This window comes from Klebsiella sp. MISC125 (genome assembly GCF_051131775.1).
In the GTDB taxonomy this organism is placed as follows: domain Bacteria; phylum Pseudomonadota; class Gammaproteobacteria; order Enterobacterales; family Enterobacteriaceae; genus Klebsiella.
The window spans coordinates 1,913,149-1,938,083 of record NZ_CP180448.1 but is presented as its reverse complement, the minus strand read 5'-3'; the positions used below and the strand labels follow the sequence as shown (position 1 = coordinate 1,938,083).

The 24,935-nt window shown below is 52.5% G+C and carries 16 protein-coding genes and 1 tRNA gene; 7 read left to right on the top strand and 10 right to left on the bottom strand.

Going from position 1 to position 24,935, the window contains the following annotated elements:
- Positions 1-2: 2 nt before the first annotated feature.
- The 3 genes from yejM (at position 3) to ACMYSL_RS09210 (ending at position 3,214) form a co-directional block, all read left to right on the top strand.
- A complete protein-coding gene (yejM, locus tag ACMYSL_RS09220; RefSeq protein ID WP_434662320.1) occupies positions 3-1,763 on the top strand; it encodes an LPS biosynthesis-modulating metalloenzyme YejM in 1,761 nt (586 codons plus the stop codon).
- A 77-nt stretch (positions 1,764-1,840) separates the two neighbouring features.
- A tRNA-Pro gene (locus tag ACMYSL_RS09215) sits at positions 1,841-1,917 on the top strand.
- Between the two features lie 190 nt (positions 1,918-2,107).
- Complete coding sequence (locus tag ACMYSL_RS09210) at positions 2,108-3,214, top strand: AI-2E family transporter (RefSeq protein WP_434662317.1); 1,107 nt, start codon at positions 2,108-2,110, stop codon at positions 3,212-3,214.
- Positions 3,215-3,273: 59 nt separating this feature from the next.
- Here ACMYSL_RS09210 and ACMYSL_RS09205 read toward each other — a convergent pair whose 3' ends face one another.
- The gene (locus ACMYSL_RS09205; RefSeq protein WP_434662315.1) at positions 3,274-3,696 is read right to left on the bottom strand and encodes a hypothetical protein; all 423 of its coding nucleotides are present in this window, start codon (positions 3,694-3,696) and stop codon (positions 3,274-3,276) included.
- Positions 3,697-4,037: 341 nt separating this feature from the next.
- Between ACMYSL_RS09205 and eco the strand changes: the two genes are divergently transcribed.
- Positions 4,038-4,529: a serine protease inhibitor ecotin gene (eco, locus tag ACMYSL_RS09200; RefSeq protein WP_434662313.1), complete on the top strand. Its 492-nt coding sequence runs from the start codon at positions 4,038-4,040 to the stop codon at positions 4,527-4,529.
- Positions 4,530-4,573: 44 nt separating this feature from the next.
- Here eco and mqo read toward each other — a convergent pair whose 3' ends face one another.
- Positions 4,574-6,208, bottom strand: coding sequence for a malate dehydrogenase (quinone) (gene mqo, locus ACMYSL_RS09195; protein WP_182240032.1), 1,635 nt, complete (start codon positions 6,206-6,208; stop codon positions 4,574-4,576).
- Positions 6,209-6,490: 282 nt separating this feature from the next.
- Between mqo and ACMYSL_RS09190 the strand changes: the two genes are divergently transcribed.
- The gene (locus tag ACMYSL_RS09190; RefSeq protein ID WP_142512997.1) at positions 6,491-7,738 is read left to right on the top strand and encodes a SulP family inorganic anion transporter; all 1,248 of its coding nucleotides are present in this window, start codon (positions 6,491-6,493) and stop codon (positions 7,736-7,738) included.
- Here the strand turns inward: ACMYSL_RS09190 and mgtE are convergent.
- The 6 genes from mgtE to ACMYSL_RS09160 form a co-directional block, all read right to left on the bottom strand.
- Positions 7,701-9,137 (bottom strand): magnesium transporter, encoded by a 1,437-nt coding sequence (gene mgtE / locus ACMYSL_RS09185; protein WP_110272333.1) that lies wholly within the window; start codon positions 9,135-9,137, stop codon positions 7,701-7,703. The genes ACMYSL_RS09190 and mgtE overlap by 38 nt on opposite strands.
- A 165-nt stretch (positions 9,138-9,302) precedes the next feature.
- Positions 9,303-10,946 (bottom strand): multidrug ABC transporter permease/ATP-binding protein, encoded by a 1,644-nt coding sequence (locus tag ACMYSL_RS09180; protein ID WP_434662310.1) that lies wholly within the window; start codon positions 10,944-10,946, stop codon positions 9,303-9,305.
- A 74-nt stretch (positions 10,947-11,020) separates the two neighbouring features.
- On the bottom strand, positions 11,021-11,671 hold the full coding sequence (alkB, locus tag ACMYSL_RS09175) for a DNA oxidative demethylase AlkB (RefSeq protein ID WP_434662308.1): 651 nt from the start codon (positions 11,669-11,671) through the stop codon (positions 11,021-11,023).
- Positions 11,671-12,735 carry a bifunctional DNA-binding transcriptional regulator/O6-methylguanine-DNA methyltransferase Ada gene (ada, locus tag ACMYSL_RS09170; RefSeq protein WP_434662307.1) on the bottom strand — a complete coding sequence of 355 codons (1,065 nt, stop codon included), beginning with the start codon at positions 12,733-12,735 and terminating at the stop codon, positions 11,671-11,673. The genes alkB and ada overlap by 1 nt, the downstream gene beginning before the upstream one ends.
- A gap of 72 nt (positions 12,736-12,807) precedes the next feature.
- Positions 12,808-13,860: an FAD:protein FMN transferase ApbE gene (apbE, locus tag ACMYSL_RS09165; RefSeq protein WP_434662305.1), complete on the bottom strand. Its 1,053-nt coding sequence runs from the start codon at positions 13,858-13,860 to the stop codon at positions 12,808-12,810.
- A 103-nt stretch (positions 13,861-13,963) separates the two neighbouring features.
- Positions 13,964-15,082, bottom strand: a complete 1,119-nt coding sequence (locus ACMYSL_RS09160) for a porin OmpC (protein ID WP_434662303.1) — start codon at positions 15,080-15,082, stop codon at positions 13,964-13,966.
- Between the two features lie 773 nt (positions 15,083-15,855).
- Here ACMYSL_RS09160 and rcsD point away from each other — a divergent pair.
- Positions 15,856-18,516 (top strand): phosphotransferase RcsD, encoded by a 2,661-nt coding sequence (rcsD, locus tag ACMYSL_RS09155; RefSeq protein WP_434662302.1) that lies wholly within the window; start codon positions 15,856-15,858, stop codon positions 18,514-18,516.
- A 16-nt stretch (positions 18,517-18,532) separates the two neighbouring features.
- The gene (rcsB, locus tag ACMYSL_RS09150) at positions 18,533-19,183 is read left to right on the top strand and encodes a response regulator transcription factor RcsB (RefSeq protein ID WP_110272326.1); all 651 of its coding nucleotides are present in this window, start codon (positions 18,533-18,535) and stop codon (positions 19,181-19,183) included.
- Positions 19,184-19,226: 43 nt separating this feature from the next.
- Here the strand turns inward: rcsB and rcsC are convergent, their stop codons facing one another.
- Both rcsC and gyrA read right to left on the bottom strand, forming a co-directional pair.
- Positions 19,227-22,073, bottom strand: coding sequence for a two-component system sensor histidine kinase RcsC (rcsC, locus tag ACMYSL_RS09145; protein ID WP_434662301.1), 2,847 nt, complete (start codon positions 22,071-22,073; stop codon positions 19,227-19,229).
- Between the two features lie 130 nt (positions 22,074-22,203).
- Complete coding sequence (gyrA, locus tag ACMYSL_RS09140; RefSeq protein WP_304260695.1) at positions 22,204-24,837, bottom strand: DNA topoisomerase (ATP-hydrolyzing) subunit A; 2,634 nt, start codon at positions 24,835-24,837, stop codon at positions 22,204-22,206.
- Between the last annotated feature and the right edge of the window lie 98 nt (positions 24,838-24,935).

Below are 24,935 nucleotides of genomic sequence, written 5' to 3'. Positions count from 1 at the left end.
ATATGGTGACTCTACGTCAGCCCTACCGAGAAAAAGTCTCCCAGATGGTCAGTTGGGGACACTGGTTCGCCCTGTTCAACATGTTGTTGGCAATGGCGCTCGGCAGTCGCTATCTTTTTGTCGCCGACTGGCCAACGACGCTTGCTGGACGTATTTTCTCGTACGTCAGCCTCGTTGGTCACTTCAGCTTTCTGGTTTTTACCAGCTATGTACTGATTCTTTTCCCACTGACTTTTATCGTCATCTCGCAGCGTTTAATGCGTTTTATCTCGGTCATTCTGGCGACCGCAGGCATGACGCTGCTGCTGATCGATAGCGAAGTTTTCACCCGCTTCCACCTGCATCTCAACCCCTTTGTCTGGGAACTGGTGATTAACCCCGATCAGAACGAGATGGCCCGTGACTGGCAGCTGATGTTTATCAGCGTGCCCGTTATCTTCCTGCTGGAAATGCTCTTTGCAACCTGGAGCTGGCAGAAGCTACGCAGCCTGACGCGCCGCCGCCACTACGCCCGTCCGGTTGCCTGGTTCTTCTTTATCTCTTTTATTAGCAGCCACCTGGTCTATATCTGGGCGGATGCGAATTTCTATCGCCCGATAACCATGCAGCGGGCGAATCTGCCGCTTTCCTATCCGATGACGGCCCGCCGCTTCCTGGAAAAACACGGTTTACTTGACGCACAGGACTATCAGCGCCGTCTGGTAGAGCAAGGCGCACCGGAAGCGGTCTCGGTACAGTATCCGCTGAGCGATCTGCATTATCGCGATCTCGGCGCCGGTTATAACGTGTTGCTTATCACCGTTGATAACCTTAACTACTCCCGCTTTGAGAAAAACATGCCAGTGCTGGCCGGTTTCGCGAAAGAAAGCGTCAACTTCACCCAGCATATGAGCTCTGGTAACACCGCCGACAGCGGCTTCTTTGGCCTGTTCTACGGGATTTCTCCAGGCTATATGGATGGCGTATTGTCAGCCCGTATCCCTGCGGCGCTGATTACCTCACTGAATCAGCAGGGCTATCAGTTGGGGCTGTTCTCGTCAGACGGTTTTAGCAGCCCGCTTTATCGCCAGGCGCTGCTCTCAGACTTCTCGCTGCCGGTCGCGAAAACGCAAAGCGATGAGCAAACAGCAAGCCAGTGGATTAACTGGCTGGATCGCTACGCCCAGGATGAAAACCGCTGGTTCTCATGGGTTTCGCTCAACGGCACTACCTTCGATAACGGCCAGCAGCAAAACTTTGTTCGCCGCTACAGCCGCGCCGCTGGCGATGTCGACACGCAAATTGGCCGGGTACTGAACGCGCTGCGCGAATCAGGCAAGCTGGACAACACGGTGGTTATCGTGACGGCAGGCCATGGTATGCCGCTGAATCCTCAGCATGAGCAGTTTGGCTGGTCTCGTGAGCAACTGCAGGTTCCATTAGTGATTCACTGGCCCGGCACACCGGCACAGGAAATTACTACGTTGACGGATAACAAAGACGTGATGACGACGTTGATGCAACGTCTGCTGCACGTTTCCACTCCGGCAAACGAGTATTCCCAGGGTGAAGACCTATTTAGCGCCGCCCGTCGTCGCGCCTGGGTGACCGCAGCCAACAGTGATACGCTGGCAATTACTACGCCAAGAGTCACCGTCGTGCTCAATCACAACGGGACTTACAATACCTGGAACAGCGAAGGTGAGAAGGTTAAGGCTCAAAAACCGCAGCTCAGCTTACTACTGCAGGTGCTGACCGATGAAAAACGCTTCATCGCTAACTGATTGATTATTTATGAATCAATCAGTCATATCCCGGCTTGCATTCAGTTGGGGAACGGGTAATATTGTTCCCCACAAATCGGCACGTAGCGCAGCCTGGTAGCGCATCGTCATGGGGTGGCGAGGGTCGAGAGTTCGAATCTCTCCGTGCCGACCAAATCATTCATCGGTAAGTTGTTTCAACGACCGGTACCCCCTTAAGAACCCGCATTCTCTTTGAGTTTGCGGGTTTTTTAATGCTCAATGATCCCATCTGTTTTTATCAAGAAACCGCCACCACTCCGATTGTAAATCGAGGAAAAACTTCTATTATTTTATTGTATACGTCATTTCCCTGAAGGATTTACATGAGAGTTAATGGACTTACAAAAGGATTTTTCATCCTGATTCTGCTGATCGTCACCCTCGCGTTTTTCGACGTTCTTTCCCCTTATTATTCAGCTATTTTATGGGCGGCGATTCTGGCGGTCATCTTCAACCCCGTTAAGAACAAACTGCGTAGCCGCCTGAATGAGCGCAACGGGCTGGCGTCACTGCTTACCGTCGTCATTATTTGTCTGATCGTCTTCACCCCTCTGGCGATTATTCTCTCGTCGCTGGCCTTTGAATTGAATGTGGTTTACACCAAGCTACAGCACAACGACACTCAGTTTCCGACGGTAGTCGCCAGCCTGTTTGCCCACCTGCCGGAATGGGCCCGCAGCTTCCTCTCTGAGCATAACCTGGATAGCGCTGACCAAATTCAGCAGCAGCTTTCTGACGTTGCCCTAAAAGGGGGTCAGTATCTTGCCGGAAGCGCATTCCTGATTGGCAAAGGTACCTTCGGTTTTACCGTCAGCTTCGGCATCATGCTCTATTTACTGTTTTTCCTGCTGAAAGATGGTCCGCAGCTGGTGAGGCAAATTCTTGAGTCTTTGCCACTGTCAAATCACGTTAAACAGCACCTGTTCGCCAAATTTGCCGCCGTCGCGCGGGCAACGGTAAAAGGAACCGTCGCGGTGGCGATTGCCCAGGGCGCGCTTGGCGGACTGGCATTCTGGATTGTCGGTATTGATGGCAGCATCTTGTGGGGTGCGCTGATGGCATTTCTGTCGCTTATCCCGGCGGTGGGCTCCGCGATTATCTGGGTCCCGGCGGCTATCTATCTTTTTGCCACCGGACAGATATGGCAAGGTGCCTTTATCGTTGGCTTCTTCGTGATAGTGGTAGGTCTGGTGGATAACATCCTCCGCCCTCTGCTGGTGGGCAAAGATACCAAAATGCCGGACTATCTGATCCTGATATCTACCCTTGGTGGGATGGAAATCTATGGTATCAATGGCTTTGTTATCGGCCCGCTGATTGCCGCGCTGTTTATCGCTTGCTGGAACCTTCTCTCCGGGCGCGATCACGCCGGGAATATCGATGAGATCGATGAGGATTTTTTGGAAGAGGGAAAAAACCACGAGGAGTAGCGAACTCCCATCACAAACAGGGGGAAATTTCCCCCTGTTTGACATCATGACTTAACTGATTACTTGGCATAGCCCTTAAACACGCCATCCTGAGTCACAGCAATCTTACCATTGGCGTAGACGATAAAATTATAAAGCCCCTGCTGATAAACGGTTGCGTCTTTATTCTTCTCGATAACTGCCGCCGGTTTACCATCAATGCTCAAGCCAGTACTGGTGCCTTTGACCTCCATACCGGCAAAATGCTTCGTTTTCGCCTTCGCGCTTTGGCCATGCTGCACCGCAGCGGCGGCGTTTTCTAACGCCTGCTTTTCATAGGCCGCATTCATAGTAGCCTGGCGGTTTTGTTCCGCTAAATAGCAGCTGTCTTTGGAAATACCTTTGGCTTCGCAGTTTGCCAGCCGCTGAGACTCGGAGGTACACCCCATCAAGACTGAAGAGACACCCAGCACAACAACCAGTAAAACTTTATTCACTTTCATCTACCATCACTCATATCAATTAGTCACATAAAATAACAATTCCATTTTTATTAATTCCCTTTATTAATCATTTTAGTTTATTGCCGAGGAAAATATCGAATGAAATAATTTCATAGGTTAATTAATTCATTTTTTGACTACAATCAACGTAAAAATCCCACTCGTCAATAATAGCTTCAACGCATGGAGTCCAGAGTGCTAAAAATAGTGTGGTACGCCCATAAAACCAAAAGCAGAATTTATAACTAGTAATTATGAAAATTTTGGTAAATAACACTTACCATTCAGCGCAGTGATGCTACTCTTATCCCGTTGAGGATTGATAACAAAGGATTACTCACGTGAAAAAAATCACTACGTTCGCCGTTTCCCTGCTGGCCGTTGCCTGCATTTCCACCAGCGCCATGGCCGCAGAACAGCCGCTGGAAAAAATCGCCCCCTACCCGCAGGCTGAAAAAGGGATGAAGCGTCAGGTGATTCAGCTCCCGCAACAGCAGGATGAATCGGTGTTGAAAGTTGAGCTGATGATTGGCCAAACGCTGGAAGTCGACTGCAATCGTCACCGCCTGGGCGGTCAACTAGAAAGCAAAACCCTTGAAGGCTGGGGCTACGACTACTACGTATTTGATAAAGTGACCTCGCCGGTCTCAACAATGATGGCCTGCCCGGACGGTAAAAAAGAGCAGCAATTTGTGACCGCAGGGCTGGGTGATGCAGGAATGCTACGCTACAACAGCAAACTGCCTATCGTGGTGTATACCCCGGCTAACATTGAAGTGAAATATCGTATCTGGAGAGCGGACGAGACCATCGGCAATGCCGTTGAACGTTAATGCCTGAGGATAGAATCCGGCGGCCTGAGCCGCCGGACAATGGGTTACAGCGCAATATCAGCAATAGGTTTGCCTTCCGGCAGCGGCTTCAGCTCCGCCTGCGGAACATCATCAGCCACGGTAATCGGCTCATAGTGTAACTCCAGCACTTCACTGGTCCACGCCAGCGCCTTTTCGATTTCTGCCGCATTGCCATCCAGACGCGTACCGTAGCTCGGCACTATCTCTTTCAGCTTCGCCTGCCAGGCTGCTGAATCGACCTTGTCCTTAAACACTTTTTCCATCAGCTGCAGCATAATCGGCGCGGCGGTAGAAGCCCCTGGCGATGCCCCCAGCAGCGCTGCCACGGTCCCTTCATCATCGCTGACCACTTCGGTTCCGAGACGCAGAACGCCGCCTATCTTCTTATCGCGTTTGATAATCTGCACGCGCTGACCTGCCTGCCATAAGCGCCAGTCTTCTTTGCGCGCCTCAGGATAGTACTCGCACAGCGCCGCATGGCGATCTTTGTCTTTTTGCAGCACCTGGCTAATCAGGTATTTCACCAGATCGAAGTTATCCAGGCCCACGTTGAGCATCGGCATGATGTTCGAGGTATTAGTGGAGGCCAGCAGATCCCACAGTGAGCCGTTTTTCAGGAAACGCGTTGAGAAGGTGGCAAACGGCCCAAACAACACCACGCGTTTACCGTCGATAATACGGGTGTCGATATGCGGAACCGACATCGGCGGCGCGCCCACCTCTGCCTGACCATAGACTTTCGCCAGGTGATGCTCGACCACTTCCGGGTTCTCGCACACCAGGAACTGCCCGCCGACCGGGAAGCCCGCATACTCTTTGGCCTGCGCAATACCGGTCTCCTGCAACAGGGTCAGGGCTGCACCACCAGCACCGATAAAGATAAATTTGGCTTTGATGACGCGTTTCTGATGACGATTGTTGGCATCCGCCAGCGTCACGGTCCAGCTCTTGTCGGCATTGCGCTTAAAGCGGCGCACCACCGTTCCCAGTTGAAGAGAGAAATTTTCATGAGTTTTCAGCCCGGCAATCAGCTGACGGGTAATTTCACCGTAGTTGACGTCGGTGCCCATTTCCGTGCGGGTGGCGGCCACTTTCTGCTGCGGATCGCGCCCTTCCATCACCAGCGGAGCCCATTGTTTAATTTGTTGATGATCTTCAGAGTAGCGAATGCCGCGGAACAGTTCGCTTTGCTGCAAAGCCGCGTAGCGAGCGCGCAGGAAGTTGACGTTATCCTCTCCCCACACAAAGCTCATGTGCGGCACGCTGTTAATAAAGGATTTCGGCTTATTGAGAATGCCGCGCGTCACCTGGTGGGCCCAAAACTGACGAGAAATCTGGAAGGATTCGTTGATATCAACCGCTTTATCGATATTAATTCCGTTAGCAGTTTGCGGCGTATAGTTCAGCTCCATCAGCGCGGCATGTCCGGTACCCGCGTTGTTCCAGCCGTTCGAGCTCTCTTCAGCGACGCTGGACATCTGCTCGACCATGGTAATAGACCAATCTGGTTCCAGTTCCTGGAGCCAGGTTCCCAACGTGGCGCTCATGATGCCGCCGCCGATCAACAATACATCCGTCTCTTGCTCATGGCGGGTGTTGGTCCGAGTGTTATTGGAACCAACCGCCTGTGAGCTGGGTACGGCCATCTTTTTCTTCATCGAATTTGAGCCTTACTTTTACTCGCTTTTGTTATATAGCGCAGGTGAAACGATTCTCGGCTTCAAAGGTAACACTGAAGAAAAAAAATTTAAATATTGTTTAAATTTTAAGTTTAGTTTTGAGATCTGTTATAAAAATGTTTAATAAATGTGTATCACAAATCACATTTTGTACTGGTGTGAAGTCTATTTCCGCGCTATCATCCCCGGTTTTGTGACAGACCGCACGAAAGCATCGGCTGATACCACATCCGTTTTTTTTATAATCTGCGAACTTTTTTTATGCCCCCTGTTTCTGATTCCGCTACCATCGGCAACGCTGGCACATTAAGCCAGATACTGCGTTCGCCCGCGCTACTGACGCGCGAAACCTTGGCAGGCGTGCTGACCGCACTAGCCCTGATCCCCGAGGTTATCTCCTTCTCCGTTATTGCTGGCGTTGACCCAAAGGTTAGCCTGGTCGCTTCTGTGGTGCTGTGTCTTGCGATGTCGGTACTGGGCGGTAGACCGGCCATGGTCACCGCCGCTGCCGGTTCAGTCGCGCTGGTCATCGGGCCAATGGTGCACCAACATGGCGTTGGCTATATTCTGCCTGCGGTCATTCTTGCGGGGATGATTCAAATTTTGTTTGGTGTATGCGGTATGGCGCGCCTGATGCGCTTTATTCCGCAGGCGGTGATGACCGGTTTCGTCAATGCGCTAGGGATCCTGATTTTTTTCGCCCAGGTACCGCATTTCTGGAGCAAGCAACCGCTGATTATCGGCTTGTTTGTTTTAACGCTGTTGATTGTGCTGTGGGCACCGCGCTATATCAAGGCCATCCCCTCGCCGCTGATTGCTATCGTTCTGCTGACTCTGTTTACCGTTTTCAGCGGCCAACTGCTGCCTACCGTTGGCGATGAGGGCCCGATGGGCGGCGGATTACCCGGATTGACCAGCCTGATAGTGCCGCTGGACTTAACAACGCTGCAAATTATCTGGCCCTGCGCGCTCAGTATCGCCTTTGTCGGCCTGATGGAGTCGCTGCTGACGGCTAAATTAGTCGATGACCTGACCCATACCCCTTCCAGTAAATCGCGTGAGAGCGCTGGTCTGGGGATTGCCAATATTCTTGCCGGGTTTTATGGCGGCATTGCCGGATGCGCGATGATCGGTCAGACCATTGTTAACGTCGAAATGGGCAAAGCCCGCAGCCGCGTCTCCACGATTGCCGCTGCCCTGGTGCTATTGCTGTTAGTGACCGCATTAAGCGAAGTGATGGCAAAAATTCCGATGGCCGTTCTCGCCGGGGTGATGGTGATTGTGGCGGTGAAAACCTTTAGCTGGCACAGTATTCGTCCGACGGAGCTGGCGCATAATCCCTGGCCGGAAACGCTGGTGATGCTGGTGACCGTCGGCGCGACCGTCGGCACCAGCAATCTGGCGATTGGCGTTCTGGCGGGTCTGGTCTCAATGGCCCTGATCCCCCGCCGCCTGCGCAATAAACCGCAGGCTACATCAGAAAAATCGTCGCCAGCCCAAGAAAAATAAAGAATCCACCGGTGTCGGTGATAGCGGTAATCATTACGCTGGAGCCGACCGCCGGATCGCGCCCCAGCTTAACCATCACCATCGGGATAATCACGCCCATCATCGCCGCCATCAGCAGGTTCAGCATCATTGCCAGCGTCATCACGCCACCAAGCTGCGGATCGTCGTACAGCCACCAGGTTATGGCGCCCATGATCCCGCCCCAAACGATCCCGTTGATCAGCGCAACGCCCATTTCGCGCAGAATCAGAAAGGTGAAACTTCCCGGCTGAATATGCTGCAACGCCATTGCACGGACGATCATGGTGATTGTCTGATTACCGGTGTTGCCGCCGATCCCAGCGACAATCGGCATCAGCGAGGCCAGCGCGACCAATTGCGAAATAGTATGTTCAAAACCATCAATAACGCGGGAGGCGATAAACGCGGTGCACAAATTCACCGCCAGCCAGGCCCAGCGGGTTTTCACCGCTTTGCTCACCGGGGCAAACACGTCGTCATCGTTACTCAAACCACCCATTCGGCGTAAATCGTTGTCGGTCTCTTCGTAGACCACATCGACGATCTCATCGATGGTCAAACGCCCCATTAACTTGCCGTCAGCATCAATAACGGCGGCGCTAAGTAAGTCATCACGTTCAAACGTTCGCGCCACTTTTTCTGCATCTTCATGCGGCTGGAAGGTGACCGGATCGCCCTCCATCACTTCCCCTACCCGCTTCTGCGCATTGTTAAGCAGGATGGTTTGTAATTCCAGTTCGCCCAGCAGCAGCTTGTTGCGGGTGGTCACAAACAGCTTATCGGTGTTTTCCGGCATTTTGCCTAGCCGCCGCAGGTAGCGCTGTACCGCCGCAAGCGTCGCTTCCGGGCGAACGGTGATGACCTCGAATTCCATGATCGCGCCGACGGTATTATCGGCGTAGCGCATCATCTGGCGAATACGTGCACGCTTATCCGCAGGCAGCGTCGCCAGCAGGCGTCCGGTCAGATCACGCGGTAAGTGTTGCAGCAGGTAGACCTGTTCATCAATATCGAGATTTTGCAGCGCAAACAGCAGGTCATGGTCGCTCATCTCTTCGATGAGATCGCCCCAGACGCTTTCCGATGCTTCGAGCAGCACCTCGCCGCGTTTATCATCGGCTACCAGCCGCCAGAGCGCGTTACGTGCGTCGTAAGGCAACGCTTCGAGCGCATCGGCAAGGTCCGGAGGCGGAAGGTGAGAAACCAGCACTTCCACTTCGGCCAGATCATCAGCCAACGTGCCTTCATCGTAGCGTTCAGCCAGGGTTAATTTACCCAGCAATGAGGAAGTGACGGCTTTATCGGTGCTCAGCAACCAAATGAGACGGGCGCGCTCTTCGTCGCGCAATCTGGCGCTTTTTTTATGCAAAACGGACATCGGTCAGTCAATCCTTGTAACGATATTTGGCCGACCAGCAGGCCGGAAGCCTTAAGCATAGCGCGAGGAGGCGGAAATAATAACCGCTATGAATTCAGTCGATGGAAAAAACAGCAGTTGGTGGGATTCCCGGAGGTCGGCGAGCGCCTCCGGGATAGATCTCAATCAGGCGGTACGAGCAACCGCATCGCGGGTTGCCAGCACGCGCTCTTCTCCCGTCAGTTCCGATAGCTGGCCGCCGCGCATTTCCAGGAGCCTGTCGGCATGCTGGAAATAGTGATCATCGTGGCTGATGGCAAAAACGGTTTTTCCCATTTGCTGCATGAGCGGCAGCAACACCTGGTAGAATTCACGGCGGAAATGTGGATCCTGATCCGCCGCCCACTCATCCAGCATGATAATATCCCGCTCTTCCGCCAGCGCCAGCAGCAGCGCTACGCGCTTTTTCTGCCCTTTTGATAGCTTCAGGTCGAGAATTTTACCGTTATCCAGCTCAAGCTTGTGACTCATTTTCAGATAACCCAGCCACTTGTCTACCAGCGCTGAATCCGCCGCTTTCCCTTCCGGACCCAGCAGCCTGTCGAACAGCCAGACATCGGTAAATACCGCCGAAAACAGCTTACGATAATCTTCCGGTTTATCTGCCGCCATCGGCTGACCGTCGAGCAAAATTTGTCCGGAAACTGGCTGATATAAACCGGTCAGCAACATGGCTAACGTCGATTTGCCACTGCCGTTACCGCCAATCAGGAACACCAGCTCACCGCGCTTGAGGGTCATATTAATCGGCCCCACGGAAAAGCTGTTATCAGGATAATGAAACGCGACATCGCGCAATTCCAGAGTCTGCCAGTGGGGATGCGCCTGGGGCTGCGGGAATTCAGCGCGATACGGCGCAAGGGAAAACTTATGCAGCTTATTGAAGGCAACCTGGGCGCTGAGCAGCGTTGGCAGTGCGCCAACCGCGGAAAGCAGCGGCGTGCGCAGAAATAACAGCGTCAGAGAGTAGGTTGCCGCCACGGCAGTATCGGCCCACCCGAGGCTATTGGCCATCCAGAAGACCAGGCCAATTGCGCCCAGCATCATAATATTCGACCAGTTCACCGCGCTCAGGTGGAAGGTGTCGGCGCGAACAATATGGTGACGATATTCACGCGCATCCGGAAGATACAGCTGGTTAAACACATATTCAGCGCGTTCGCGATTAAGGGTCAGCTCTTTACGCCCCTCGAGAACCGTCTGGTAATCGTGATACAGCTTGTCTTCGGTTTCACGCAGCGAGGCCATATGTTTATAGACCCGCGACACCAGCATAAAGCCGCCCCAGATGGTTAACGCCATCCACAGCGCAGTGATCAGCATCATTTTTCCCGACAGCCAGGCAAGGTAAGCGGCGGAACCGAAGGTCAGAATAATCCCCTGCACCAGCTCTGGCAGGCGCACAAAAGCAATAGTGATATTGCGAATATCGCTGGTTAAACCGGCCAGCAGCGACGCGCTGCCGATTTTCTCAATCTTCTCGATTTGGGTATCAAGAATACGCTTAATAAATTCGCCGCGCAGACGATAGACGAAGTGGTGCCCAAGCGTCGTCAACGCCAGTTGTGAGCCAAGCGTGACCGCCATCAGCAGCAACAGTAGGCCCAAAAATTCCGGCAACACCGTCAGCGAGGTATCGGCAATAGTCATCAGACGCAAGTTTATAAAGGCGATGAGCCCGATCCCCAGCGCCGCGCTGAGCAGACTTAAAGCAATGACGGAGATAAACGGCCAACGATACTGACGCCAGACAAGAAGAAGAAGTTCCATAAGACAACCCGGGCAAGCAAAAACAGCCAGCAGTTTAAACTGCTCGCCGATGACAGCAAGAATAATTCTTATTTTTATTCTTTATTGCCTGCCAGACGAAAAGTGAGATTATAGCGGCAGCTACCAGTGTCGGGATGAGTCCCCTCTTTCAGCGGCTGAATACCATGGTAAAACAGCCGTGATTCACCGCCCCAAACCACCACATCGCCGTGCTCCAGCAGCACCCGACTGAGCGGATCGTTACGCTGTTTACCGCCAAACTGAAACACTGCCGGGAGCCCCAGTGAGACAGAGACAATAGGCGCGCGCAGATCGTGCTCGTCTTTATCCTGATGCAGCGACAGCTTCGTCCCCGGTTGATAGCGGTTGATAAGACAAGCATCAGGCGCAAATCTCTCATAACCGCACGCAGAAGCGGCCTCTGCGGCCAGCTCGCGGAAAATCCGCGGCATCGGCGGCCAGCATTTGCCTGTCAGCGGATCCTCGGGAGAGTATAGATATCCGTGCTGATTGGTAGTCCAGCCCAATTCGCCGCAGTTAGTCATCGCGACCGACATCGTATAGCCGCCGGGCGTCACCATCTGACGAAAAGGCGAACGGCTGGCAATATCAGTAATGGTCAGCAACAAGGCCGGGGCGCGTTCGCGAGCATAGCGGCGTAAAATTACCGCCCCCGGTGCCAGCGGCTCTTGCCAGGGCGGCGTATCGGCAAAAAGATCGAGCATCAGTTCTCCTCATTTTGCGCTTCGCGCGCGAGCAGTAATGCTTTACGCGCGACTCCCCAACGATAGCCGGACAGAGCCCCGCCCTCGCGAACCACCCGATGGCACGGGATAACCATTGCCAGTTTGTTGGCGGCACAGGCGCTTGCCACCGCCCTGACCGCGCGGGGACGGTCAATACTTTGCGCCACCTGGCGATAGCTACGCGTTTCTCCCGCCGGGATCTGCCGCAGAGCCTGCCAGACCTGAAGCTGGAAAGCGGTGCCGCGAAGATCCAGCGGCAAAGAGATTAGCTGGCGATGGTCGTTAAGATGCGCAAATACCTGAGCGACTCGCTGATGAAAAACGTCATCGCCAGGCTGCAGACGTGCATTGGGGAATATTTTGCCTAATTCCTCATGTAGCGACGTATCGTCATCACCCGGCAGCACGGCGCATATACCCCGTTCACTTTCAGCCACCAGGCAGCGTCCCAGCGGGCCGTCGTCACATACCCAGGTAATATCGGTATCATCGCCGCCGCGGCGAAACTGGCTGGCGGTCATTCCCAGCGCGGCATCAGCCTGCTGATAGTAGCTCCTGGTATCCGGAAAACCGGCGGCCAAAGCAGCGTCCGTAACCGTCCGCCCCTGACCCAACGCCTCGCGTAAACGGCGCGCGCGCCAGGCCTGTTGCCAGGCTTTGGGCGTCATTCCGGTAACGGATTTAAAGAGACGGTGAAAATGAAAGGGGCTGACCGCAAGTTCACGGGACAGCGCTTCGAGGGTTATCGGCGTTTCCTGCTCCAGCAGACGACAGGCGGCGGCCACTTTTTCCACTTTCTGCTGCTGTGGATCGGTTTTATCCGGCTGGCAGCGTTTGCACGGGCGGAACCCTGCCGCCAGCGCGGCTTCAACGGTGGGGTAAAAACGCACATTCTCCCGCAGCGCCCGCCGTGAACGGCAGGACGGACGACAGCAAATGCCGGTGGTCAGCACGGCAAAAAAGAACTGGCCATCGGCACGAACATCGCGCTCGCATACAGCCTGCCAGCGACGCTCATCGGTATTGATCATCATCGGTTTCATAACGGACTCCTGCAGTAAGTGTATCTTCAGTCTGGGCCGAAGTCCGTTAGCAAAAACCCGAAATCTTGCGGTTTAATTTTTCTCGCCGACGAGGAACGCGCGGAACTGCGGCGACATCCAGGTTTTAAACCCTTCACCTTCTTTGATAATCATATACACTGCCAGTCCCTGTTCACGCACCACGTCCTGCGCCCTCTTCGGTCCTAACACCATCAGTCCGGTATCCCAGCCGTCGGCTTCCAGCGCCGTTGGGGCGATAACCGTCACCGAAACCAGCTTATGATCGATCGGTCGCCCGGTTTGCGGATCGATAACGTGCGAGATGCGCTTACCGTCCAGCTCATAGTAGTTGCGATAGCTGCCGGAGGTGCTGATACCATGGCCGTTAATATCAACGATCGCCTGAACGGCGTTTTCGCGGTCGGTCGGCTTCTGGATCGCCACCCGCCACGGCTGCCCTTCGGCATTCATTCCGCGACTCACCAGCGCGCCACCTACGGAAACCAGGTAACGTGAGATCCCTTCTTGTTCCATCAGGCGCGCTAAGTGATCGGCAGCGTATCCTTCACCTACGGTGGAAAGATCGACGAACAGATCCGGAATGTCTTTTTGCAAAAACTGCTTGTCAGCCTGGTTAATGACCGTCAGATGCTGTAACCCACTGCGTGCTTTTGCCGCGGCAATTTGCTGCGCATCCGGCGTTTTTACCGGCTGTTTATCCGGGCCAAAACCCCATAAATTGACCAATGGTCCGACGGTAATATCCATCGCACCATGGGTTTTAGCTCCAATGCGCAGCGATAGGGTGACGATATCCGCCATCGCCTCGCTGACCGGCCAGGGGGTGCTGCTCGGTGAATGGTTGAAACGCATCAGCGCCGAATCGTTTTTCCATGTTGAGAGCAGACGATCGTCGGCATCCAGCTGAGCCTGCACCTTCTGGCGCAGCTCCTGGGCCTTTGCTTCATCAACATTGATCACGCTGACTCGCCAGAACGTGCCCATGGTTTTACCATCCAGCACGGTCGCAGCAGATTTTGGTGACTCTGAAGTGGTGGCTGAGTCACAGCCCGAGAGTAGTACGCAAATCCCGAGCAGGGCGGTGCGGAAAAAAGTGATATCCATAAAAATTGGCTTCCTCTTGCTAAGGCCCAAAGAGTACACCAGCAAGAGTAAACGGGGCATAAAAAAAGGCGCCATCGGCGCCTTTTTCGAAACTTCAGCGTGCTTAGAACTGGTAAACCAGACCCAGAGCAACGATGTCGTCGGTAGAAATACCGGCGTTACGAGTGAAGTTGTTTTCGTCCAGCAGGTTGATTTTGTAGTCGACGTAGGTGGACATGTTTTTGTTGAAGTAGTAGGTCGCGCCTACATCAACATATTTCAGGATGTCCTGGTCGCCGTAGCTACGGTTAGTTCCGTTAATATACAGGTCCTTACCTTTAGACTGCAGGTAAGCAACGGACGGACGCAGACCGAAATCGAACTGGTACTGAGCAACAACTTCGAAGTTCTGCGCTTTGTTAGCAAAGCCCAGAGAACCAGCGCGAGTTGCGTTGTAGGTCTGGGTGTACTGAGTCGCCAGGTAGATATTGTTGGCGTCATATTTCAGACCACCAGTGTAGGTTTCAGCGTTGTCGCCCTGGCCCAGATCCAGTCTGCTATTCTGATCGCCATTCCGTTTAGAATTGGAGTACGCGAAACCTGCGCTGATACCGTCGTAGATATCATAGGTCAGGGAGGTACCGTAACCATCGCCGTTCTGTTTCAGAGGGTCACGACCGTTGTTAGTCGGAGAAGTACCTTCACCGCTGACGCTGCCGTTTTTACCCTGGTACTGCAGAGCAAAGTTCAGGCCGTCAACCAGACCGAAGAAGTCGGAGTTACGGTAAGTTGCAACGCCGTTAGCGCGAGACTGCAGGAAGTTGTCGGAACCGTAGGTGTCGCCGCCGAATTCCGGCAGAACGTCAGTCCAGGAAGTTACGTCGTAAACAACGCCGTAGTTACGACCGTAGTCGAAAGAACCCGCGTCGCCGAATTTCAGACCTGCAAATGCCAGACGAGTCCAGGATTGATCGCCAGTGCTCTCAGTGTTGTTCGCCTGAACGTTGTATTCCCACTGGCCGTAACCGGTCAGCTGGTCGTTGATCTGAGTTTCGCCTTTGATGCCCAGACGCATGTAGGTCTGGTCGCCATCTTGACCTTTGTCGTCAGAGAAATAGTGCAGACCGTCGATTTTACCGTACAGGTCTAATTTGTTGCCATCTTTGTTATAGACTTCAGCCGCATTTGCTGCGCCCGCTACCAGCAGAGCTGGTACCAGGAGGGACAGTACTTTAACTTTCATGTTATTAACCCTCTGTTTGTTATATGCCTTTTATTATTGCCACTGCTTACTGATTACCCTTCTAATCAGTCGGCTATTTCATTGTGCTGCAAAATACAGAATAATCCAACAAGAATATGATACTAAAACTTCTAAAATGTTTCCAAATGCGCACAAGATGTTTCAATTTGTAAATTGAAGGGAACTTTTTTTATCTCCATACAGACCATTTAAATAAGCACTAATAATCAAAAAATTAAAATTACCAATCAATATCAGTGCGTTACACATTAACATTCCTATAGCACTGAATGGTAAAACAAAAATCTCAACTGAGACTAAAATTAATCCCGCTATCATCATTAACTTTATTTATTACCGTCATTCAGTTCTGAATGTCTGTTTACCCCTATTTCTACCGGATGCCTCGCATCCGGTTTTTTTTACCCTTCTTTACACATCTTTAATTATTCCCATCCTGGCACAACAAAAAATAACGGTTATTAATCAAACAACTTACGCGCAGAACTAAGGTTATTCGCACAATTTCTTGTTAATTAGTGCTATTTAATTTGAAAAATCAGTAAGTAATTGTACAAAAACAATCGCACTGTTCATGTTTGTCTGCCGCCGCGGATCTAAGATGAATCTCAAGGCAAATAAAACAATGTATGATATTCAGTTGTATGGATTTACGGCATTAGCCTTTATACTGGCTATAGCATCCGTCCTGCTCCCAGTTACCCGGGCGCAACATTCCGTTTACAAACACTGATGAGTCATACTCTCACACGATGACCCCGAAAAAATTTTCCCTGATCCCCGGCAACATTACCCGTTTCTTCATTTTAATGGTCATCGTCCTGCTGGCGACGATGGGGGTCATGATTCAAAGCGCCGTCAACGCATGGCTGAAAGACAAAAGTTATCAGGTTGTCGATGTCAGCTATGACTTGCATAAGCGTATTGATACCTGGCGCTACGCCACCTGGCAAATATATGACAACATCGCGGCAACCTCTCCCGGCGCAACCGGAGAGAGCGGTTTACAAGAAACGCGTTTGAAACAGGATGTTTACTACCTGGAGAAACCCAGGCGCAAAACAGAAGCGCTGATTTTTGGCTCTCATGACAGCTCAACGCTGGAAATGACGCAAAAAATCACCAACTATCTCGACATCTTATGGGGCGCGGAGACCATTCCCTGGTCGATGTATTACCTTAACGGACTCGATAACAGCCTTATTTTAGTTTCAACGCTGCCGTTAAAAGATCTCTCCTCCAGCTTTAAAGAGTCAACCATCAGCAGCGTCGTGGAGTCCCGACGGGCCGAAATGTTGCTCCAGGCAAATACATTAGATGAACGTGAGACATTTTCGTCACTGCGTCATCTCGCATGGCAGAACGGTTACTACTTTACTTTACGCACCACTTTTAACCAGCCGGGTCACCTGGCGACCGTTGTGGCTTTCGATCTCCCCATTAACGATCTCATTCCTCCCAGTATGTCGCTGGAGAGCTTCCGTCTTGAACCCGATCCGTCGCAAAGCATCAGCAACAATCCGGACAAAGAAGCCACCGATATCGTCAGCATCAACTTTAATGGCCCGCGGATTGAAATTACCACCACCATTAATACCACCGGTATGCGGCTGGTTTGGATGGTGCCCTTCAGCGAGCTGATCCTGGAGTCCTTACAGAATATTTTGCTGCCGCTGCTGTTGAATATCGGCCTGCTGGCGCTGACGCTGTTCGGTTTCACGACCTTTCGCCACTACAGCGGCCGTAAAAACGTGGTCAGCACAGCGGTATCTTCGGCTGCCAATAGCGAATTACGCGCCCAACGCGCAATCCATGAAGAGATAGTCTCGCTACTGCCATTGGGGCTGTTGGTTCATGACCAGGAGGCTAATCGTACGATCATCAGCAATCCTATCGCCGATCATCTGCTGCCGCATTTGAACCTGCAGAATATTATCAATATGGCCGATCAGCACCAGGGCGTCATTCAGGCCACGGTGAATAATGAATTGTATGAAATCCGCCAGTTCCGCAGCCAGGTCTCACCGCGTACGCAAATCTTCATCATTCGCGATCAGGATCGTGAAGTTCTGGTCGCCAGGAAACTCAAACAGGCTCAACGTCTGTACGAGAAAAACCAGCAAGGCCGCGCTGCCTTTATGCAGCATATCGGCGCTGCGCTAAAACAACCTGCGCAAACGCTGGCAGAAGAAGCGGCGGCGCTCGGTATTGCTGAAAGCCATAAGCTGGCCCAGCATGCAGATGAACTGGTACAGCTGGTGGATGAGATTCAACTGGCAAACCTCCTTGAGAGCGACAGCTGGAAAAGCGCCCAGGGCCTGTTCTCCATTCAGGAACTCATAGATGAAGTGGTACCTGAAGTCTTACCGATCATCAAACGCAAAGGGTTGCAGCTACTGATTAACAATGCACTACCGGCAAATGAGCAACGTTACGGCGATCGCGATGCGTTGCGCCGCACGCTTTTACTGTTAATTCAGTACTCGGTCACCACGACTCAGATTGGCAAAATCACTCTGGAAGTGAGTAAAGATGAGTCGGCAGACGATCGCCTGACCTTCCGTATTCTTGATACCGGTAATGGAGTTTCCAGTGACGAAATCGATAATATGCACTTCCCGTTCCTCAACGAGACGCAGTCAGACCTCTATGGTAAAGCTAACGCCCTTACCTTCTGGCTCTGCGATCGCCTAACCCGCAAGCTCGGTGGACAGTTGAATATCAAAGCCCGCGAGTCTCTGGGTACCCGCTATTCCCTGCATCTTAAAATGGCGGCCAGTGAAGAAGAGAGTGATTCAGGGGAACATCTACTGGATGATGTTGTGGTATTGCTTGATGTTACCTCTAATGAGGTGCGCCGTATCGTTACGCGTCAGCTCGAAAGCTGGGGCGCGACCTGCATCTCGCCGGATGATAGAATAACAAGTCAACAATATGATCTCTTTTTAACGGATAATCCGTCTAATCTTACTGCTTCAGGCTTGCTTTTAAGCGATGATGAAGTCGGGATTCATAAGATTAGTCCAGGTCAGCTCCGCGTCAATTTTAATATCAGCACCGCGATGCAGGAAGCTATTCTTCAGCTGATAGAGCAGCAACTGGCTGATGAAGAGGGGCAGCCCTCTCCCCCTGAAAGCGTGAGTAACGCCGAACTGCATGCCAGCGGCTATTACGCGCTGTTTGCCGACACGGTACCAGATGATGTTAAGAGGCTGTATAATGAACTGGCAACGAGCGATTTAGCCGCGCTGGCGCAAACCGCTCACCGCCTCAAAGGGGCGTTTGCTATGCTTAATCTGGTACCCGGCAAGCAATTATGTGAAACGCTTGAGCATCTGATTCGTGAAAAAGATACTCAAGGCATAGAAAAATATATCAGCGACATTGACGTCTACGTCAAGAGCTTGCTGTAGCAAGGTAGCCTAATACATGAACAATATGAACGTAATTATTGCCGATGACCATCCGATCGTACTGTTCGGTATTCGTAAGTCACTTGAGCAAATCGAGTGGGTGAACGTTGTTGGCGAGTTTGAAGACTCCACGGCATTAATCAACAATCTTCCTAAGCTGGACGCTCACGTCCTGATTAGCGACCTATCCATGCCCGGTGACAAGTACGGTGATGGAATTACGCTTATCAAATATATCAAGCGTCATTTCCCGGATCTGTCGATCATTGTTCTCACGATGAATAACAACCCGGCGATCCTTAGCGCGGTACTGGATCTGGATATCGAAGGGATCGTACTGAAACAGGGCGCACCGACCGATCTGCCGAAAGCGCTGGCCGCATTGCAGAAAGGCAAGAAATTCACCCCGGAAAGCGTTTCGCGTCTGCTGGAAAAAATCAGCGCCGGTGGTTACGGTGACAAACGCCTGTCGCCAAAAGAGAGTGAAGTATTGCGCTTGTTCGCCGAAGGCTTCCTGGTTACCGAGATCGCCAAAAAGCTGAACCGCAGTATCAAAACCATCAGTAGCCAGAAAAAATCGGCGATGATGAAACTCGGCGTGGAAAACGATATCGCCCTGCTGAACTACCTCTCTTCCGTTTCTCTGAGTTCTACGGACAAAGACTAACCTCTCTCTTCCCGGATAGCGCCGCGCTATCCGGGAAAATCCCTTACGCCCTTCCCTTGCGCACCCGTGTGGCATAGACCGTCAATGTTTGTTTGATAATATCGAGGGTTACCGGCTTGGATAAACAGCTATCCATACCGGACTCCAGACAGCGCTGCTTCTCTTCGGCCAGCGCATTAGCGGTCACGCCAATTACCGGCAACGTCAATCCCAGTTGACGAATGCGCTGAGTCAGTCGATAACCATCCATATTCGGCATGTTGACGTCACTGAGCACAATATCAATGTGCTGTTTACTCAGTACGTTAAGCGCATCGACCCCGTCGTTTGCGGTGACGCACTGATAGCCCAGAGATCCCAGCTGATCGGCCAAAAGACGCCGGTTGATTGGATGATCATCCACCACCAGAATCATCATGTCATCATTGTCGGCAGTTTGCGTTTCTGGCGCGGATAGCACGGGGCCATTTTCCGCGCTATCGACGGCGATATGGAAGATGCGTCCGAGCAGCGGCAGCAGTTCATGCGGCGTCGTGACGCTATGCAACCACTCACCCGGCGCTCGCTCTAGCGGAATACCGATATGCCGACGGCAGAAGATAATCACGGCGCTTCCTGGCCATGCCGCATTAGTCTCGCTATCGGTCAACAAAATATCATCCGCTCCCGGCGCTTGCCCTTCAAAACGACGGGCAGGAATACCGCGGTATTTCAGCAAAGACTCGACAAACAGCGCCAAAGAGGTGTTATCAATCGCCAGCCAACAGCATTTGTCAGACAGGCTATCAATAATCAGCGGCGGCGTATTTTGTACGCCATACAGTGGAATTCGAATAGTGAACCGGCTACCCATGCCCGGTTCCGTTTCGACGGCGATATCGCCATCCATCATACTGATAAGCTTTTCACAAATCGCCAGACCGAGACCGGTTCCCTGGAAGTTACGCTGCACGCCGGTACCGACCTGGAAGAACGGGTCGAACAGACGCACGACTTCTTTTGCCGGGATCCCTTCTCCGGTGTCGCGCACGCTAATTTGTAGGTAGTCGCCCGCCCGCTCTACATGCAGGATAATGCAGCCGGTATCAGTAAACTTAATCGCGTTACTCAGCAGGTTTGAAATAACCTGCTGCAAGCGCATCGGATCACCGGACATCAGCTGCGGCACGTCGGGTTCAATAAAGCAGTACAGCCCAAGCTGTTTGCGCACCACCAACGGCAGGTAGTTAGCGGAAATGTGGTTCATCACTTCACGGGGCGAAAACTCCCGTGGTTCAATTTTGAGCTGCTCGGACTCAATTTTCGAGAAATCAAGGATATCGCTGATAATTTTCAGCAGCAGGCTGGAGGAGTTATTCATCGCCGTCACCAGGCGATCAACGCCCTTCGGCAGTTCTTTCGTCTGCAGCAAATCGAGATTGCCGATAATCCCGTACAACGGCGTGCGCAGTTCGTGACTAACGGTGGCAAGGAACATCGATTTCGACTGGCTGGCCTGTTCTGCGGCCTGGGCCATCTCCTGCAGCGACTCCTCCATTTTGACGCGCGCCGAGACATCCACCAGCACGCAAATCGCCACGTTTTCGTTACGATAGCGCGAGTGAACGAAGCTGATTTGCAGATTGGTATTATTACTGGTCAGCACGTCAACAAAGTTCACCTGCTGACCGCAGATGATCTGCGTTAACCGCTGCCGGTCCTCATGCGTCAACATGTTGAGATAGTTATGCGCCAGCTCGTTACTCAAGATATTAGTTCCGTCGAGCGTACGTAAAATACAGATCCCTACCGGCGCGGAAGCCACAATTTTTCGGTTGAACTGCTCATGCTCTTCCAGGCGTTGGGCGTCATTTTCTGCCGGAATAAAAATCCGCCGCTCATACATCCGGGCCAGCGCAAAGAGGATAACCCCAGTCAGGATATTGAGCACAATGGCGTTAAGGATCAGCATCCGGATGCGTTCTAACACCTGTTCCACCGACACTGAATAGACGATGCTCAAAGATGACGGTGGCAGGCTTTTTTTCATCGCCAGTTCGCGAAAGCCCGAGGTATAGCCAAACCATAACCGTTCCTGCATCCACTTCGCGTCAGGTTTAATATTGCTGTCTGACCCGGCGAGCGAAATGAGTGACTGACCGTTATCGTCAAGAATAGTGACGTTCATCGGCAAACTACCCGGAGTAAAGAAACTTTCCATGCGGATAGTTTGTTCCACGCCAAGCATCGCCTGCAGCCGGTTAGCCATATATATCGGCGTCAGCGCGTAAAAATACCCAACGCCTGGACGCACGCCCTGGCTTATCCAGAACAGGTTGTTGCCACGTTCGTTTTGTGGAGCATTATGATATTGCTCGATACGTTGATGTAAAACTTTAAGCGCCTGATCTCGCTCCAGCGGTACATCCCGCAGGCCGAAGTTAGCCATACAGAGATTATCACTGCCAATCAAAAAGATACGGTTGAGATCATACGCCGTAGAGAAGTTGTCGCGCCAATAGCGCATGAACCACGCCAGCGACTGCAGAGAGTTACGCCAGGTAGTGCTCATTAGCGCGCAGTCGGAATCAGGGTATAGCGGTTCAAAATTAGGGATCGCAATATCGCCACTCTGTACTGGCGCATCACCGCCTTCACTGCCGTTCATTGGCCGATTACCCGCGACGTATTTCAGCTCTTTGATAACGTCTGCCGTACGCTGAATATAACGCTGCGCCTGATCGGCATTCAGATTAAATTCCTGACGAATTTCCGATTCCCGATCATGCAGGGCATTAACGATGTAAAACACCGAGACAAAAGCGATCAGCATCCACAGCAGTACCGCCAGCGCTCTGAACAGGTAGCGTGAAACCTTTAACGTCGTATGGAAAGAAGCTAGATATTTCAATGTGGCGATGCTCGGCCGTCAGGGACTCAACAGAATGGGTTAAGGTAACGATAAAATAACAGTCCCGCAACGGGGAAACAAAAAGGGCCGGGGATAACCCCGACCCTTTCAGAACAATTACCGCAGAGAATTACTCTTCATCTTCGGCGATATCATCGTCAGTGTCCGCTTCCGGCGCGATATCCTCATCGCCTTCCGCTACGCTGCCGTCGATGGCATCCAGTTCTTCATCATCAACCGGCTCAGCAACACGCTGCAGGCCCACCACGTTTTCATCTTCCGCGGTGCGGATGAGGATAACGCCCTGGGTGTTACGCCCTACCACGCTGACTTCCGATACGCGGGTGCGCACCAGCGTGCCCGCATCGGTGATCATCATGATCTGGTCGGTATCAGTTACCTGCACCGCTCCCACCACGGAACCGTTACGCTCGGTCACTTTGATCGAGATAACGCCCTGCGTCGCACGAGATTTGGTCGGATACTCTTCAGCCGCAGTACGTTTGCCGTAGCCATTCTGCGTCACGGTCAGGATAGCCCCTTCGCCACGCGGAATAATCAGCGAAACGACTTTATCCTCGCCTGCGAGCTTGATACCGCGCACGCCGGTCGCGGTACGACCCATCGCACGAACAGCATCTTCTTTAAAGCGCACAACTTTACCGGCAGCAGAGAACAGCATGACTTCATCCTGACCCGAGGTCAGATCGACGCCAATCAGCTCATCGCCTTCGTTGAGGTTAACCGCAATAATACCGGCTGAACGCGGACGGCTGAACTCGGTCAGCGCCGTTTTCTTCACGGTACCGCTGGCGGTGGCCATAAAGACGTTCACGCCCTCTTCGTACTCGCGCACCGGCAGAATAGCGGTGATACGTTCGTTGGCTTCCAGCGGCAGCAGGTTGACGATCGGACGTCCACGCGCGCCACGGCTCGCTTCCGGCAGCTGATAAACCTTCATCCAGTACAGACGACCACGGCTGGAGAAGCACAGGATCGTGTCATGGGTGTTGGCCACCAGCAGACGATCGATAAAGTCTTCTTCTTTAATACGTGCCGCAGATTTACCTTTACCACCACGACGCTGAGCTTCGTAATCGGTTAACGGCTGATACTTCACGTAGCCCTGATGGGACAGAGTCACCACAACATCTTCCTGGTTGATCAGGTCTTCGATGTTGATATCGGCGCTGTTGGCAGTAATTTCAGTACGGCGCGCATCGCCAAACTGTTCACGAACCAGCTCCAGCTCTTCGCGGATGACTTCCATCAGGCGATCGGCGCTGCCCAGAATGTGCAGCAGTTCAGCGATCTGTTCCAGCAGCTCTTTGTACTCGTCGAGCAGTTTTTCGTGCTCAAGACCGGTCAGTTTCTGCAAACGCAGATCCAGAATCGCCTGGGCCTGCTGTTCGGTCAGATAATACTGACCATCACGCACGCCAAATTCTGGTTCCAGCCATTCCGGACGCGCGGCGTCATCACCGGCACGTTCCAGCATCGCGGAAACGTTGCCCAGATCCCATGAACGCGCGATTAAGCCAGCTTTTGCTTCAGCCGGGGTCGGCGCACGGCGGATCAGCTCGATAATCGGGTCGATGTTGGCCAGAGCAATCGCCAGCGCTTCGAGGATATGTGCGCGGTCACGCGCTTTACGCAGTTCGAAAATAGTACGACGCGTCACCACTTCACGACGGTGGCGCACAAACGCAGCAATAATTTCTTTCAGGTTCATGATCTTCGGCTGACCATGGTGCAATGCAACCATGTTGATACCGAAGGAGACCTGCAACTGGGTCTGGGAGTAGAGGTTGTTGAGAACCACTTCACCCACCGCGTCGCGTTTCACTTCAATCACGATGCGCATACCGTCTTTATCAGACTCGTCACGCAGCGCGCTAATGCCTTCAACGCGTTTGTCTTTTACCAGCTCGGCGATTTTCTCAATCAGGCGCGCTTTGTTCACCTGATACGGAATTTCGTGGACGATAATAGTTTCACGACCGGTTTTCGCGTCAGCTTCCACTTCCGCGCGGGCGCGAATGTATACTTTGCCGCGACCGGTGCGGTAGGCTTCTTCAATGCCACGACGACCGTTGATGATCGCAGCGGTCGGGAAGTCCGGACCAGGAATGTGTTCCATCAGCCCTTCAATGCTGATGTCTTCGTTGTCAACGTAGGCCAGGCAACCGTTGATCACTTCGGTCAGGTTGTGCGGCGGAATGTTAGTCGCCATACCCACCGCGATGCCGGACGAACCGTTAACTAACAGGTTCGGGATCTTAGTCGGCATAACATCTGGAATTCTTTCGGTGCCGTCGTAGTTATCGACGAAATCTACCGTCTCTTTTTCCAGGTCGGCCATCAGCTCGTGGGCGATCTTCGACATACGGATTTCCGTATAACGCATCGCTGCAGCGGAGTCCCCATCGACAGAACCAAAGTTACCCTGGCCATCTACCAGCATGTAACGCAAGGAGAATGGCTGCGCCATACGAACAATGGTGTCATAAACGGCGGTATCACCATGCGGGTGGTATTTACCGATGACGTCACCCACGACACGGGCAGATTTTTTATAGGCTTTGTTCCAGTCATTGCCCAATACGTTCATGGCGTATAGTACGCGACGGTGTACCGGCTTAAGGCCATCTCGGACGTCCGGAAGCGCGCGGCCAACAATGACCGACATCGCATAATCCAGATACGAGCTCTTCAGCTCTTCCTCAATGTTGACCGGTGTAATTTCTCTCGCAAGGTCGCTCATCTAACCGCTATCCCTCTACTGTATCCCGGATTCAAAGGTCGCAAATTATAACACAGCCGCGGTGATACGGGTAAACCTATACCCAATGAATTTCGTGC

What these genes read in the sequence shown, in the direction of transcription:
- yejM (WP_434662320.1), top strand. Translation starts at nt 3, where the DNA reads ATGGTGACTCTACGTCAGCCCTACCGAGAAAAAGTCTCCCAGATGGTC.
- ACMYSL_RS09210 (WP_434662317.1), top strand. Translation starts at nt 2,108, where the DNA reads ATGAGAGTTAATGGACTTACAAAAGGATTTTTCATCCTGATTCTGCTG.
- ACMYSL_RS09205 (WP_434662315.1), bottom strand. Translation starts at nt 3,696, where the DNA reads ATGAAAGTGAATAAAGTTTTACTGGTTGTTGTGCTGGGTGTCTCTTCA.
- mqo (WP_182240032.1), bottom strand. Translation starts at nt 6,208, where the DNA reads ATGAAGAAAAAGATGGCCGTACCCAGCTCACAGGCGGTTGGTTCCAAT.
- ACMYSL_RS09190 (WP_142512997.1), top strand. Translation starts at nt 6,491, where the DNA reads ATGCCCCCTGTTTCTGATTCCGCTACCATCGGCAACGCTGGCACATTA.
- mgtE (WP_110272333.1), bottom strand. Translation starts at nt 9,137, where the DNA reads ATGTCCGTTTTGCATAAAAAAAGCGCCAGATTGCGCGACGAAGAGCGC.
- ACMYSL_RS09180 (WP_434662310.1), bottom strand. Translation starts at nt 10,946, where the DNA reads ATGGAACTTCTTCTTCTTGTCTGGCGTCAGTATCGTTGGCCGTTTATC.
- alkB (WP_434662308.1), bottom strand. Translation starts at nt 11,671, where the DNA reads ATGCTCGATCTTTTTGCCGATACGCCGCCCTGGCAAGAGCCGCTGGCA.
- ada (WP_434662307.1), bottom strand. Translation starts at nt 12,735, where the DNA reads ATGAAACCGATGATGATCAATACCGATGAGCGTCGCTGGCAGGCTGTA.
- apbE (WP_434662305.1), bottom strand. Translation starts at nt 13,860, where the DNA reads ATGGATATCACTTTTTTCCGCACCGCCCTGCTCGGGATTTGCGTACTA.
- ACMYSL_RS09160 (WP_434662303.1), bottom strand. Translation starts at nt 15,082, where the DNA reads ATGAAAGTTAAAGTACTGTCCCTCCTGGTACCAGCTCTGCTGGTAGCG.
- rcsD (WP_434662302.1), top strand. Translation starts at nt 15,856, where the DNA reads ATGACCCCGAAAAAATTTTCCCTGATCCCCGGCAACATTACCCGTTTC.
- rcsB (WP_110272326.1), top strand. Translation starts at nt 18,533, where the DNA reads ATGAACAATATGAACGTAATTATTGCCGATGACCATCCGATCGTACTG.
- gyrA (WP_304260695.1), bottom strand. Translation starts at nt 24,837, where the DNA reads ATGAGCGACCTTGCGAGAGAAATTACACCGGTCAACATTGAGGAAGAG.